13 protein-coding genes are annotated in these 14,509 nt (G+C 62.6%); 1 reads left to right on the top strand and 12 read right to left on the bottom strand.

Annotation, left to right across the window (positions count from 1 at the left end; translation table 11 throughout):
• Position 1: 1 nt before the first annotated feature.
• Complete coding sequence (gene nirK / locus AC1DTQ_RS16530; protein WP_477850981.1) at positions 2-1,510, bottom strand: copper-containing nitrite reductase; 1,509 nt, start codon at positions 1,508-1,510, stop codon at positions 2-4.
• A gap of 493 nt (positions 1,511-2,003) precedes the next feature.
• On the opposite strand from nirK, the gene AC1DTQ_RS16535 reads away from it, so the two are divergent.
• A complete protein-coding gene (locus AC1DTQ_RS16535) occupies positions 2,004-2,288 on the top strand; it encodes a DUF6522 family protein (RefSeq protein ID WP_477850982.1) in 285 nt (94 codons plus the stop codon).
• Between the two features lie 15 nt (positions 2,289-2,303).
• On the opposite strand, the gene AC1DTQ_RS16540 is transcribed toward AC1DTQ_RS16535, so the two are convergent.
• The 11 genes from AC1DTQ_RS16540 to AC1DTQ_RS16590 all read right to left on the bottom strand — a co-directional run bounded on the left by AC1DTQ_RS16540 (position 2,304) and on the right by AC1DTQ_RS16590 (position 14,488).
• Positions 2,304-2,705 (bottom strand): SirB2 family protein, encoded by a 402-nt coding sequence (locus tag AC1DTQ_RS16540; RefSeq protein ID WP_477850984.1) that lies wholly within the window; start codon positions 2,703-2,705, stop codon positions 2,304-2,306.
• Positions 2,706-2,722: 17 nt separating this feature from the next.
• Positions 2,723-3,949: an NnrS family protein gene (locus AC1DTQ_RS16545; protein ID WP_477850985.1), complete on the bottom strand. Its 1,227-nt coding sequence runs from the start codon at positions 3,947-3,949 to the stop codon at positions 2,723-2,725.
• A gap of 4 nt (positions 3,950-3,953) precedes the next feature.
• Complete coding sequence (locus AC1DTQ_RS16550) at positions 3,954-4,190, bottom strand: hypothetical protein (RefSeq protein WP_477850986.1); 237 nt, start codon at positions 4,188-4,190, stop codon at positions 3,954-3,956.
• Positions 4,191-4,260: 70 nt separating this feature from the next.
• Positions 4,261-6,597, bottom strand: a complete 2,337-nt coding sequence (locus tag AC1DTQ_RS16555) for a nitric-oxide reductase large subunit (protein ID WP_477850987.1) — start codon at positions 6,595-6,597, stop codon at positions 4,261-4,263.
• Between the two features lie 185 nt (positions 6,598-6,782).
• Positions 6,783-7,535, bottom strand: coding sequence for a helix-turn-helix domain-containing protein (locus AC1DTQ_RS16560; protein WP_477850989.1), 753 nt, complete (start codon positions 7,533-7,535; stop codon positions 6,783-6,785).
• A 19-nt stretch (positions 7,536-7,554) separates the two neighbouring features.
• Positions 7,555-8,970: an oxygen-independent coproporphyrinogen III oxidase gene (gene hemN / locus AC1DTQ_RS16565; RefSeq protein WP_477850990.1), complete on the bottom strand. Its 1,416-nt coding sequence runs from the start codon at positions 8,968-8,970 to the stop codon at positions 7,555-7,557.
• Between the two features lie 221 nt (positions 8,971-9,191).
• Complete coding sequence (adhP, locus tag AC1DTQ_RS16570) at positions 9,192-10,217, bottom strand: alcohol dehydrogenase AdhP (protein WP_477850991.1); 1,026 nt, start codon at positions 10,215-10,217, stop codon at positions 9,192-9,194.
• Between the two features lie 129 nt (positions 10,218-10,346).
• Positions 10,347-10,748 carry a DUF779 domain-containing protein gene (locus AC1DTQ_RS16575; protein ID WP_477850992.1) on the bottom strand — a complete coding sequence of 134 codons (402 nt, stop codon included), beginning with the start codon at positions 10,746-10,748 and terminating at the stop codon, positions 10,347-10,349.
• Between the two features lie 52 nt (positions 10,749-10,800).
• Positions 10,801-12,324, bottom strand: a complete 1,524-nt coding sequence (locus AC1DTQ_RS16580; protein WP_477850993.1) for an aldehyde dehydrogenase family protein — start codon at positions 12,322-12,324, stop codon at positions 10,801-10,803.
• A 312-nt stretch (positions 12,325-12,636) separates the two neighbouring features.
• A complete protein-coding gene (locus AC1DTQ_RS16585; protein ID WP_477850994.1) occupies positions 12,637-12,942 on the bottom strand; it encodes a phosphate acyltransferase in 306 nt (101 codons plus the stop codon).
• An 889-nt stretch (positions 12,943-13,831) separates the two neighbouring features.
• Entirely contained in the window at positions 13,832-14,488 is a 657-nt protein-coding gene (locus AC1DTQ_RS16590; protein WP_477850996.1) for a BON domain-containing protein, read from the bottom strand.
• Between the last annotated feature and the right edge of the window lie 21 nt (positions 14,489-14,509).

The following is a 14,509-nucleotide window of genomic DNA, read 5'->3' on the forward strand; positions in this document are numbered from 1 at the left end:
TTCAGTGTCCTTCCGAACCGTTGGCGGGTTTGGCCTTGCGCGTCTCGGCCGCTTCGGCCTTGGTCACATGCCCGCCCGGATTGCCCCAGCTGTTGAGGACATAAGTAGCCAGTTGCGCGACTTCGTCGTCGGTGAGCTGGTTCATCGGCGGCATGATTGAGTCGTATTCCTTGCCGTTAACCGTCACCGGGCCCTGCAAGCCATGCAGCATCACGCTGGTCAGGCGCTTCCGGTCGGCGGCGATGTAATCGGACTTGGCCAGCGGCGGGAATACCCCGGGCAAACCGTCGCCATTGGGTTGGTGGCAGGTGGCGCAGGTGCCGTTGAACAGTTCCTTGCCGGCGGCAACCTGCTCTTCGATGGTGAGGTCGCCGGTGTGCGCGGATTTCGCCGCCGTCGCCACTGCCGTCATGTTCGGCTGCGCGCGGTTACCCAGATACACATAGTCGACTTCCTTGCCGGAATAGATCGCCTTGTTCTCGGCGCCATCGGCTTTGAGGATGGCCAGTGCGCCCTTGTTGAACGCACGGAAGATGCTGTGGTCGACGATCACGTAGCTGCCAGGCACTTCCAGATGGAATTCCATCATCGCCGCGCCACCGGAAGGGATCAGCGTGGTTTGCACGTTCTCCTGGTAGTGCCGGCCACCCTCGTACCAGACCTTGTCGAAGATCTCGCCGATGACATGGAAGCTCGACACCAGGTTCGGGCCGCCGTTGCCCACATACAGACGCACGTTGTCGCCGACATGGGCGGTCAATGCGTTGTCGCCGGTCAATGCGCCTTCCTTGCCGTTGAACAGCACGTAGCTCGGGTTTTCGTCGATCGCCTTTTCCATGTCGAAGCCCTGCAAGCCCTTCTCGCGGTACTTGCCCAGGGTGTAGAAATCGCCCTGCATCACGTAGTACTCCTTGTCGACCGGCGGCAGGCCTTCGGGCGGTTCGATCAGGATCAGGCCGTACATGCCGTTGGCGATGTGCATGCCGACCGGCGCGGTGGCACAGTGGTACACGTAAAGGCCGGCATTGAGCGCCTTGAAGGTGAAGCGCGAGGAATGCCCCGGCGCGGTGAAGCTGGATGCCGCACCGCCACCCGGGCCGGTGACGCCATGCAGGTCGATGTTATGCGGCATCTTGGATTCGGGCATGTTGCGCAGGTGAAATTCCACGGTGTCGCCCTGGCGCACACGGATGAAGCTGCCAGGCACGGTGCCGCCGAAGGTCCAGAACGTATAGGTGACACCTTCGGAAATCGGCATCTCCTTTTCGATCACGTCCAGGGTGACGATGACCTTGGCCGGCGCGGTACGCCCGGTGGCCGGCGGTACGTGCGGTGGCGAAGTCAGGATCGCATCGACAGGCTTGCCCTGCGGCGGGCCGAAATCGCCCTTGCTCGAACCGCCGGAGTCGGCCGTGACGGATGCCGCGGGCTTGTCGTCGCCGCGACACGCCGACAGGGTCAATACGGCGGCGGCGAGGAACAGGACCAGATAGCGGGTGACGTGCTTCATGCGGACTCCCTTAGGTATTCGTGGTGTGTCGCGGCGTCGCCTTGCCGGGGCGCGAGGTACAGGCGGATCGGCTTGTTGCCCAGCGCAGCCGCTCACTGGCCACGGGAGCCACGTTACGGGCACGGTTCGGGGTGGCCATTGATCTGGATCAACCGGTGGTCGGCGCGTACCCGCTACGCGTAGGTTTCTGTGGGCGGCTTGATCCAGGTCAAGCCGTATGCGCGGCAAAGCACGCACATTGCCATCTGTGCATGGCGCGCGGCTTGATCTGGATCGTGGCCACCGTTCGCGCAGGGTGATCTGCTGGAGGCCATGCATCGATAGCGGAGCGGCAACGAGGGCGAGGCGATGGCAGACGAACCGGAATGGCAAAGATTCGCGTCGTTTACGGAGTCCCGGGTGCGTGAAGCGCTTTATGCGGCGGGCGTGGATTGCGCCATGCCCGCGTCACCGGAGCCCGACGCGATCGTCCAGTTCCTGGAATGTCCGCGATATGCCCAACGATATGCCCAACCGATCCATTGAACGTTCCTTGTTGGGGCAAATCCAGTCGTTACCTGGTGCGCGTGAGGTGGAAATCGATGCCGCCGTGATCGCCACCGGTCTCGGTATCGCACCCGCGCAGATCCAGGCCCTCATGCAGGCCGGGAAGATCTCCACCTTGTGCGAACGCGGTACCGACGAGGACCAGGGATGGTACCGGGTGACGTTCTATTACGCGGGCCGACGCTTCCGGATCCTGATCGACCGGTCAGGGCGCATGCTCGAGGAAACATGATCCTGTTGCCGTCGCTCAGCCCAGCCCGTAGTGCAACCAGCCGAGCGGATGATGAGCGCGGGCGATGCCGATGATGGCCAGATAGATCAGCATGGCGCCCCCATAGCACCAGCCGCGCATGCGCGCGCTGCGGCCGCGTTTCAACGCCAGGCTGCCCAGCACCACATACGCCACCAGCAACACCAGCTTGGTGCCCAACCAGCCGTTGCCGAACATCGCCCATGGCAGGATCGTCAGCAGCATCATCGCCGCGGTCAGCAGCGTGGTGTCGATGGCATAGCTGGTCCAGCGCACCGGCAACGACTGCGGCCAACGCGCGCCGGCCAGTACGCCGACGCCGCGCAATGCGAACAGCGCTCCGCTCAGCAGCACCATCAACACGTGCGCGTATTTGATCTGCGGGTAGAACTCGATCATCGTGTTTTCTTCATGCCTCAGCCGGGCTTGCCGTCCGTGCGCGGGCTTAGGTAGATGCGGCCGATACGCAGCAGCCATGGCGCGAATGCAAGCAGCCAGCCGCACGCGGCCAGCGCCTGCCACATCCCCGCGTCGGGCAGGACTTCGGCGGCGACCCGCATCACCGCCACCACCTGGATGGCCAGGAACGCGAACCAAGCCACCGCAGGCATCACCAGCGGCCGTCCGGAATGGCCCTGGGTCACCCGTGTCACCATCGCGATCAGCAGACTGCCGAAGAAACCGACGAACAGCGCATGCGCCGGGCCGCGACCCAGCCAGTACACCCCGGTCATCGTGTAGGCGACGCTCTGCACCGAATACAGCGCGAAAGCCAACGGCAGCCACGCCAGACCGATGAACAGCACCGTCAACAGGCCCGGCTTGGGGCCGCGCGGCCACCAGCGCCACAGCATCGTCGCGAACAGGATCAGCAGAGGCGCGTCGACCAGCCACGACCAGGCGTAGGCATGGGTCAGTTCCAGCAACAAGTGCCCCAGGCACAGCGGCCAGAACACCGCCAACAGCCATAGTGGCCGCCATGGCTGGTAGCCGGAGACCACGTTACCTGCGAAGAACGGAAACATGCGATGGGCAACGGTCATATAGATCGGCAGCAGCAGACCGAACGTGCCCAGCTTGATGCTGGCGAACACCCACAACGGCGAGCCGCCGAGCACGAACACCAGGAAGCCGAGCAGACCCGCATAGCCCAGCAGCAGCGCCGCGAAGCACGAGCGTGCGTGCCAGGTGGTGCCTTTTTCCCGCCACAATAACGGTGCCAGGGTCGCCAATCCCGCACTCCAACCACCGATCGTCATCAACAGACCGACCACGATCCCCGCTTCCCAACCCAGCGCACCCAGCAACACCATGATCTGGCCACCGAAGATGCCGATGCCGACCGGCAGATAACGCCAGCGGCTAAATTCCGGTTGGCCCATCCAGCGCGGAAAAGTGGTCAGCAGGAATCCGAAGATGAAACTGGGGAACACTTGGTACTGCACGACCAAGGCATGCAGCCAGCCGGCGTAGGGAGTGGGCTGCGGCATCGCTGGCAGTGACCAGCGCGCGGCGACCAGCCACGCGGCCCACCACAACATGGCCAGCAGCACGTTGCTGGCGCCGACGAAAAACATCAGCCGATGTGGCGCGTCGGCCAGCAGGCGTGGCGACAGCGTGCTCGGCGACAGCGGGCTCGTCATCGTTTCAGCCACCGCAACCGCCGCAGCATTCCGAAGGCAGGCGGACGAGTTGATCCGCTCCAGTGGTGACGCCCGCTTGCCGCAGACAGTCGATCAGTTCCGCTTCCGTCGCCACCGACGAAATCCTGACCATCGAGGCAACGATGTCGAAATCGAGAACCACCGCGGGATCGCATCCGGCGATGGCCTGTTCTATCGCGGTGATATCCGGCGTGCCGTAGGTGCTGAGTGTGTATCGCATGGCATGAATGTTCCGAAGGAGGGAGGGCGGATAGGTTCAACGGCCCGGCAGGTGCCAGGCCGTCGCTCGTTCAGCGATCGGCGCCTTCGGTAGCCTGGCCAACCAGGGCAGGTTCGCGCCGTGGTGCGATCCACAGCCGCAGCACGAACCAGGCCAGGGCCACCGCGCCGATGCTGAAGATGGTGTCGCCCGGCACCCGCATCCACACCAGCATCTCCACGATCGGCTGCTGCATGAACTCGGCCGAGCGCGCATGGGCGTAGCCATGTTCTATCGCCGCCAGCAACTGCATCGTGCCCAACGGCAACAAGGTCAGCAGCGCCATCAAGACCAGGCCGATGTTGAGGCACCAGAACGCCACCTTCAGTGGCTTGGTGTCCCATACCATTTGTCCGCGCAAGCCGCGCAGGCAGAACAGCACCAGGGCGATGCCGAGCATGCCGTACACGCCGAACAGTGCGGTGTGGCCATGCAGCGGGGTCAGGTTGAGACCCTGCATGTAGTACAGCGACAGCGGCGGATTGATCAGGAAGCCGAACAGTCCGGCGCCGACCAGGTTCCAGAACGACACCGCGATGAAGAACATCACCGGCCAGCGGTAACGGGCCATCCACGGCGTCGATTTGCCCAGTTTCCAGGTGTGGTAGGCCTCGAAGCCGATGTAGGCCAGCGGCACCACTTCCATCGCGCTGAAGCTCGCGCCCAACGCCACCACCGAGATCGGCGTGCCGACGAAGTACAGATGGTGCAGGGTGCCAAGCACGCCACCGGCCATGAACACGATGGTCGCGAACAGCACCGCGGCGGCGGCCGTGGAGGCTTTGATCAGACCCAGGCGGGTGAAGATCAGCGACATCACCGCGGTCGCGAACACTTCGAAGAAGCCTTCGACCCACAGGTGCACCAGCCACCAGCGCCAGTATTCGACTTCGGAGATGTGGGTGTGCTCGCCCCACATCAGCGCGGCGCCGAAGAACAGGCCGATGGCAGCGGTGGAAGCGAACAGCAGAGCGATGATCGACCTCGAAGCATTAGCCGGCCCGCGCAGCACCGGCCACAGCGCGCGCCCGACCAGGGTCACCCAGAGCAGCAGGCCGACGAACAGGAACCACTGCCAGAAGCGGCCCATGTCGGCGTATTCCCAGCCCTGGTGACCGAACCAGAAGTTGTACTTCAACCCCATCTTCTGCATCACCGCGAACCATTGGCCGGTGAACGAACCGACCACGATGATCAACAGCGAGACGAACAGGAAGTTGACCCCGAAGCGCTGAAATTTAGGCTCATGCCCGGACAAAGCCGGGGCGATGTACAGGCCGGTGCCCAGCCACGCCACCGCGATCCACAGCACCGCGAGCTGCGTGTGCCAGGTCCGCGACAGCGAGTACGGCAGGTAGTCGGAAAGAGCGAAGCCATAGGCCTGCTGTCCCTCGACCTGGTAGTGCGCGGTGATCGCACCCAGCAGGATCTGGGCCAGGAACAACGCCAGCACCACCCAGAAATATTTCGCCACCGCGCGCATCGACGGAGTGATCCGCAACGCGGCGAAGGGATCGCTGGCCGGGATCGTGTGCGCTTGTTCGCCACGTTCATGGGTGACCGCATGGTGCCAGCCGAGGATGGCGATACCGGCGATCAGGAACATCACGCTGAAAGCCGACCATACCCACAAAGCCGGCGGCGGGGTGTTGCCCACCAACGGTTCGCTGGGCCAGTTGTTGGTGTAGGTGACCTTCTTGTTGGCGATGCCGCCCCGAGCGGGGGCCAAGGCCTGGCTGTCGTTGTCGTTGGCGCGCTCGGTGGTCGCGGCCCACGCGGTCCACCAGAAGAACGCGATCAGCGCGCGTCGGTGTTCCAGGGTATCGACCGTGTCCTGTTTCATCGCATAGGCTTCGCGCAGTTCGAGCGTCGCCGGGTCGTTGCCGAACAAGCTCTCGTAGTGCGCGGCGACGTTGGAGATCGCGGCGACGCGGTCGTGGCTCAGGGTGATCGTCTTGGTCGCAGGGTCGTAGGTGTTGGCCCGCATCATCTGCTGCAGACGGCTGCGCAATGCACCCTGTTCCTCGGCCGGCAGGTCGGCGTAACTGGCCATGCCGCCATCGCGACGCGCCCAGATATCAAGCACTCCGGTCGCTTCGCGATGCAGCCAGTCGGCGCTCCAGTCGGGAGCGACATAGCCGCCGTGGCCCCAGATGGAGCCCAGCTGCATGCCGCCAATCGATTGCCAGACCTGACGTCCGGTCTCGATGTCGGTGCGGGTGAAGACCACGTTGCCATCCTCGGCCAGGACTTTCTCCGGCATCGGCGGCGCGGCGCGGAAAATCTCGCCCCCGGCCCACAGCAGCACACTGAAGGACGCGACTAGCAGGACCGCCAGGCCCAGCCAAAGCTTGCGGGTATTGCCCATTGCCGCTCTCCCATTAGGTTCGCGGCATGTTCGTTTCCTTCCGCCGGGTCCGCCCTGATCTGGATCAAGTTAAGGGGGATCAGCATCGTCCAGCAGCCGTCGGCGACCGATTCGCTCCCTCTTGCGAGAGGGAGGCGCGAATGCCTGGATCAGGTGGGGTCGTGAAGCAGGTTCCGCTTCAATGTCTAGCTCCGCAGTACCGGCGCAGCCAGTTCCTGTAGCTGTTCGCGTTCGGCCAGTTCCACTTCGCGCCGATCGATCTTGAGCAGGCCCGCGTCCTGGAAGCGCTTGAGCACGCGGCTTACGGTTTCCGGCGCCAGGCGCAGGTAGTTGGCGATGTCGGTGCGGGCCATGGTCAGCTGGAAGCGGTCGGGCGAAAACCCACGTGCCGCCAGCCGGCGCGAAAGCCCGAGCAGAAACGCCGCCATGCGCTGGTCGGCCGACCAGTCGCCGGCCAGCTGGATCGCATTGCCGATGTCGCGGCTCATCAGCCGGAACAGGTGCTGCTGCAACCCTGGCAGGCGCGCGGCCAGCACCGAGATCTTCGGGAACGAGAACCGGCACAGCATTACTGTGTCCAACGCGACCGCATTGCATGGGTAACGGTCGCCATCGATCGCGTTCAACCCGATCACCTCGCCGGGCAGATGGAAGCCGAGAACGTGCTCGTGGCCGTTGCGGTCGATCATGTAGGTCTTGACCGTGCCCGCGCGCACCGCCGCGATGGCCTCGAACGGATCGCCTTCGCGGAACACATGATCGCCGGCATGCAAGGGGCCGACGTGTTCGACCAGCATGTGCAGGTCCATCAACGCGATCTTGTCCATGCCCTGCGCCAGGCAGGCTTGGGAGAACGCGCAGGTCGAGCAGAACTTCAGCGCGTCGCCGTCGTCAGCAAGGATGCCGTGGTCGAGCCGCGGGAATGTGGTCGCGCTCACGCCAGCGACTCCGGTGCGATCAGATTGCGCGCGAGAAGCGCGTCGGGACGACACCCGCGTGATCGGTCGGAACTTGTAAGTAATGATCGAAGCACATGGCGATGTTACGCAACAACAGCCGGCCCTGTCTCGTCACCACGATGCGCCCGGGTTCGAAGTGCACCAGGCCGTCTTCGCGCAGAGGCTGCAACCGGACCAGCGCGTCGGCGAAATACGTTTGGAAGTCGATCGCATGACGGCGTTCGAGCGCGCCGATCGGTATTTCGCCCTGGCACATCAGTTGCTGGATCAGATCGGCGCGCAGGATGTCGTCCTCGGACAGGCGCATGCCGCGGAACACCGGCAGGCGGCCTTCGTCCAGTGCGGCCTGCCAGCCGGGGAGGTCGCGCGGATTCTGGCTGAAGCTGTCGCCTATGTGGCTGATCGCGCTGACTCCCATGCCGACCAGGTCGGTGTCGGCGTGTGTGGTGTAGCCCATGAAATTGCGATGCAGACCGCCACGTTGTTGGGCGAGCGCAAGCTCGTCGTCGGGCAGGGCGAAATGATCCATGCCGATGTACACATAACCGGCAGTGGTGAGCTTGTCGATCGCCAGGCACAGCAACTGCAGCCTCACTTCCGCTGGTGGCAGGTCGTCTGCATTGAGCTGGCGCTGGGCCTTGAACATGGCCGGCAGGTGCGCGTAACCATACACTGCCAAGCGACTGGGGCGCGCATCGATAATCGTATCCAGGGTGCGCGCGAAGCCATGCAGGGTCTGCTTTGGCAGGCCGTAGATTAGGTCGACGTTGACAGAGCGCAGGCCATGCGTACGGCAGGCCTCGATGATCGCCAGAGTCTCGTCCACGCCCTGGATGCGATTCACCGCTTCCTGCACGGCGGGGTCGAAATCTTGTACGCCGAGGCTGGCACGGTTGAAACCGGCCGCGGCCAGTTCGCCCACATCGTCGGGTTTCAGGAAGCGAGGGTCGAGCTCGATCGAAATATCGCGATTGACCGCATTGCTGAAGCGGAATTGGCCGCGCAGCACATCCACCACTTCGCCCAATTGCGCTGGTGAAAGGAAGTTCGGGGTGCCGCCGCCAAAATGCAGCTGGATCACCTCGCGGTCGCGGTCGAATAGGGCCGAGGTCAGTTCGATCTCGCGGTACAGGCGGGTCAGGTAGACCTCACCGCGGGCCGTGTCACGGGTAATGATGCGATTGCAGCCGCAATAGAAGCATGGGCTCATGCAGAACGGGACATGGAGATAAAGCGACAAGCGGCGCGGGATCGGGTCGCCGTTGCTGAGCTGAGCTGCCTCGCGCAATTCGGCCTCGCCGAAGCTTTCGCTGAACTGCGGCGCGGTCGGATAGGACGTATAGCGCGGGCCTGGCCGGTCGTAACGACGCAGCAAGTCGGCGTTGGTGATCATGGTCATGGTGTTGGTTGCCATGATCCGGAAGGTACGGTACGTGCGGCAGCTCCGCCTTGACTAAGATCAAATGAACTGCCCAGGTCCCCCGAGGCTCCTTCCCTTAGGGGATCGAGCCGCAAGAGAGCAAGATCGGCCGCACATCCGAGACGCTAAGCGGTGGATGTCGTAGGCCGAGCGGGAGAGGGTAGGCGATCCGGAGGTAACCTCACGATTGAAGCCAGTTTCGAGATCAGCCAAGATCACAGATCGATCACAATGCGGCCATCGACCTTGCCGGCCTTGAGATCCGCAAACACCTGATTAATGTCATCCAGTTTCGCCTTGTGGATGTGGGCGCGAACCTTCCCATCCGCGGCGAAAGCCAGCGCCTCGGCGAGGTCATTGCGCGTGCCAACGATCGAGCCGCGCAATGTGATCCGTTTCAGCACCACATCGAAGATCGGAGTCTGGAAATCGCCTGGTGGCAAGCCCACCAGGCTTACCGTGCCCTTGCGCCGCACCAGGCGAAGCGCCTGGCTGAAAGCGGGCGGCGACACGGCCGTGACCAGCACGCCGTGCGCGCCGCCGCCTGTCTGCTTCACGATTTGTGCTACCGCGTCGGGCGATCTTGCATCGAGCGCGATTTCTGCGCCCAGTTGCCTGGCCAATGCCAGCTTCTCTTCGGAGACATCGAGTGCCGCGACGTGCAAGCCCATGGCCTTGGCGTACTGAATGGCGATGTGACCCAATCCACCAATACCAGAGATCGCGATCCACTCGCCAGGCTTGGCCTCCGTTTCCTTGATGCCTTTGTAGGTCGTGACACCGGCACAAAGTATCGGAGCCAAGGCCGCGAAATCCGGATTGTCGGGCAAGCGTGCGACATAGGCGGCCGATCCGATGGCGTACTCGGCGAACGTGCCGTTCACGCTGTAGCCACTGTCGTGTTGGGATTCGCATAGGGTCTCCCATCCGCCGACGCAATACTCGCAGCCGCCGCAAGCATCGTGCAGCCACGCGATCCCGACCGGATCGCCTTCCTTCAGATTATTCACGCCGGGCCCCACCGCCGCGACGATGCCAGCGCCTTCATGGCCTGGAATGAATGAAGGCGTCGGCTTGACCGGCCAGTCTCCGTCGGCGGCGTGAAGATCGGTATGACACACGCCGGTCGAAATGATCTTCACTAGCACTTCGCCAGGTCCCGGGACCGGGATAGGTACCTCCTCGAGCACCAGTGGCTGCCCGAACGCGTGTACGACTGCGGCTCGCATGGTCTTGGTCATAGAAGATTCTCCTTCGATCTGATGGTTTTGAGGTTATGCGAAGCCGACCTATGGATATTGACCTCGATCAAGCCCCAGCCATTCGCCTTCTTTCGGTTCCTATAACCGTCGCTTGCGGCGCGTCGGAATTCAGTTCTCCTTAAAGCTGGAGCCGTACACGTCATCGAAGACGGGAGACTGTCCCGCATCGGTGAACAGGCGCGAGTGCGCAATAAAGCGCACGCCGTCCACTGCCTCGAGCGAGAAGCTGTCGCCGCCGCCGTCGACAACGTCGATGCATAGCTGGAAAGGAGCCACGTACCGGAAATGTGCTGCGGCGACATGGAACGGACACCCGTCCACCACGCCCAGCAGCACGTCCTGCTGGCCGACGCGGAAGTCCGCCGCGCGAAAACACATCGGCGCGCTGCCCTCGCAACAACCGCCAGAGAGATGAAAGATCAACTCGCCGTGTTGCGCGCGCAGTTGCCGCAGCAGTTCGAGCGCTCTGTCGGTGAAGACGACCCGATCGGACAACACCACATTCTCCATGGAGGTCCGGCCCGGCCACGGCGGCCGGACCGGTATGCGAGCGACGAGCCTCTCAGAACAGCCCCGCAGCATGCGTGTCGTAGCTGACCAGTAGGTTCTTGGTCTGCTGGTAATGATCGAGGATCATCTTGTGCGTCTCGCGGCCGAAGCCCGACAGCTTGTAGCCGCCGAAGGCCGCGTGCGCCGGATACTGGTGGTAGCAGTTGGTCCACACGCGGCCGGCCTCGATGGCCCGGCCGACGCGATACGTGTTGTGGACGCTGCGCGACCAGACGCCGGCGCCCAGGCCGTACACGGTGTCGTTGCCGATCGCGATGGCATCGTCCAGGTCCTTGAAGCGGGTCACCGAAAGCACCGGCCCGAAGATTTCCTCCTGGAAGATGCGCATGCTGTTGTCGCCGGAAAACACCGTCGGCTGCATGAAGAAGCCGTTGTCCAGCCTGCCGCCAGGCTGCGCCCGCGCGCCGCCGGTGAGGCATTTGGCGCCTTCCTGCCGGCCGACGTCTACGTAACCGAGAATTTTCTCCAGTTGGCCGGCCGAGCACTGCGGCCCCATCTGCGTGGCGGGGTCCAGCGGATCGCCGACCTTGATCATGGCCACGCGGGCCACGGCGCGTTCGACGAACTCGTCGAAGATCGACTCGTGCACCAGTGCGCGGGACGGACAGGTGCACACTTCGCCCTTGTTGAAGGCGAACATCGCGAAGCCCTCCAGCGCCTTGTCGAGGAAATCGTCGTCATGCTCCATGACGTCGGCGAAGAAGATATTCGGCGACTTTCCGCCCAACTCCATGGTCTGCGGAATGATGGTCTCGGCGGCGTACTGCATGATCTGCCTGCCGGTGCTGGTTTCACCCGTGAAGGAGATCTTGGCGATGCGCGGGCTGCGCGCCAACGGCGTGCCGACCTCCGAGCCGTGCCCGAACACCACGTTGAGCACGCCTGGCGGCAGCAGATCACCGATCAGGTCCATCAGCACGGCTAGGCTCATCGGCGTATCCGATGCCGGCTTGATCACGACGCAGTTGCCCGCCGCCAGCGCCGGCGCCATTTTCCAAGCCGCCATCAGCAGCGGGAAATTCCAGGGGATGATCTGGCCGACCACGCCCATCGGTTCCTTGAAATGGTAGGCGATGGTGTCGTGATCGATTTCCCCGATGCTGCCTTCCTCCGCGCGGATGCAGCCGGCGAAGTAACGGAAGTGGTCGGCCGCAAGCGGGACGTCGGCGTTGAGCGTTTCGCGGATCGGCTTGCCGTTGTCGAGGGTTTCGACCCGCGCCAGCAACGCCACATTGGACTGGATGCGGTCGGCGATGCGATTGAGGATGGCGGCGCGCTCGGCGGGCGAGACCCGTGCCCAAGCGCGGCGTGCCGCGTGCGCGGCATCCAACGCATGCTCGACATCGTCGGCGTCCGAACGCGCGAATTCGCACAGCGTGGTGCCATCGATCGGACTGATGTCCTTGAAGTAGCGCCCCCTCACCGGCACCTTCCATTCACCGCCAATGAAATTGTCGTAGCGGGTCCGTAGGCGGTTCTCGTCGGCGGCGGTCTGCTTTTGCGCCTCGTATGGCATGGTCGTGCTCCGGATCGGTCGGGGAAGGGTGACAAACAGCGGCGTGAGAGAAGCGCCGCAATCGAGAACCGTCCCTGGTGCCTTCATGGTTGCCGATCGTGCGACGAGTCCGAGAGCCGGATATTGATCGAGGTCAAGTGCGAGGCGTATCGATCCCATGCGCTCCCCGCGGTCCAGTTGCGGTTGGGAGTGCTTTTTTCAGGCATAAACACGGATCAAAGCGGATGGCATCATCAAGCAATGGCCAATTTCGCGTCGATACGTGCCTGAAGTGCTTCAATGCGTCCGGATGCGGTACGTAAACGCGCATGGTCATGGCGGATGGCGCCGGTAGTGGCGCGCGGCCAGTACCGCGATCGCGCAGGAGGCGATCCGCGATTGCCCTGAATCGGCCCGGCTGACCAGCACGATCGGCGCCTTGGCCCCGAGCACGATGCCGGCGCTGACCGCACCGCCAAGGTATTCGAGCTGCTTAGCCAGCGGGTTGCCGCTTTCCAGGTCCGGCACCACCAGCACATCGGCCTGGCTGGCAACTGGCGAATCGATGCCCTTGATCCTGGCTGCCGCGACGGGGACCGCGTTGTCGAATGCCAGCGGTCCGTTCCGCGACTTACGCACGATGCATCGTATACACATCGAAGGGGCGGCAGAGTGTGTGAACTATTTACGTTGTTGTCACTGGAAGGGCCGCGCAACAATAGGGTGCTGTGGTCCTGAGGAAAGGCCATTTCAATCTGCTCGCGCCATAGGGACTATGGTTGCGTCTTGGTGGTCACGCTTAGGGGAAGCGCGCCAGTGAAGTTGCTTAAGGCTCTTTGGACTGCTTTGGTTGCCGAGTTCACGGGACGGTCGATCTTCCGCGATTGATCTGCTGTGCGCCCGCCCGATAAATGGATGAATTGGTACGAACGACATCACCAGCTTGCGCGGAGCGTGTAAGTGGATCCATATAGCTCAGATCGGCCGTTCACACCGCAAGAGCAGATGGCGCTGTTTGATGCGATCGACCGTGATGCGTCACGTAGGTTCGGCCCCAAGGTCAAGGCCGCTGGGATCTCAAATGTTGACTACAAGATCCGCTTTAGCAAACTCAGCTCAAGCCAGAGCATGAACCCCCCTCCTAGCTGCGGCAGGATCTTTGCTGGTTACGTGGTGGTCCGGAAATTGGGCACTCCGGACCAGTACGAGACATGGATGCCTGATCATGTTTTTGAGGATTTGTATCGGAGCTGCAAGTAAGCCCTCCCGATTCAGGTGAAATCCAACCATTGCCGACCGCATCAGAGCTTAGGCTGGTTAACACCAGCAGCCTTTGCAGCCACCAATCATTTGCACTGATTGCATCAATGACTACTCTGATCAGGGATAGACTAGTCAATCGGGCGGTGACGTCGCCGATCTAGGATTCGGCGATGCTATGGAAGTGACCTGGTCTTTTGTACGACGTCATATAGAGAAAGCGCCACCGCGAGCATCAATGTAGCTCTCATGGAAAGCGATATCTGCTTCAGCAAATTCTGACCTGATTGTCCACATCACGCACGCCGGGCACCATCCATGCGACATCTTCGACGGTGTTTCTGGCCTGCCAGCCAACGACGCGACCTTCCAGCTTGACGTGGCCTATCTCATCCACGGCCACATTGATTTGCGAGGCATGAACATCGGCGAGACGATGCATCGCCTCCTCGATTGCCTTCCGGATATCGGTTTTCTGCGAAGTGCTACGAATGGAAATCTCGTTGCTAATACCAGTGACACCGGAGAGACTGAGAATGCCCTCTTCGGCGGCCAATCTCTGGAATTGCCAATCGACAATTCCAGACAGGGTTGCGCAGCCGTTCTTCACGGTGACCGTGATTGAATCGGGTGAGACGGAGCGGTGCCATGCAAGTACCGCTGCCGCGCGCTTGGCGATTTCCCCGTCTTCCATTTTGAGTTCGGTTGTCGGGAGAATGTCGATGTTAACCACTATTCCCCTGACTCCCTTGAGTCGCTTGACCGCATTCACCACGACCGTTTTTTCGACTGCCGAGTGCACATGCCCCGTGAGGGCGACAACGCGGTTCTCCACCGTGACTCCGATTCCGGAAGCATCGGCGCGTGGATCGAATGCCAGTTCTTCAAGTACATACCTGCACAGCCTTTCGCTGTTCACGCGCATTGCCCCGATTAGGCAGGATTT

The sequence above is a fragment of the Pseudoxanthomonas sp. P4_B2 genome (assembly GCF_056402315.1).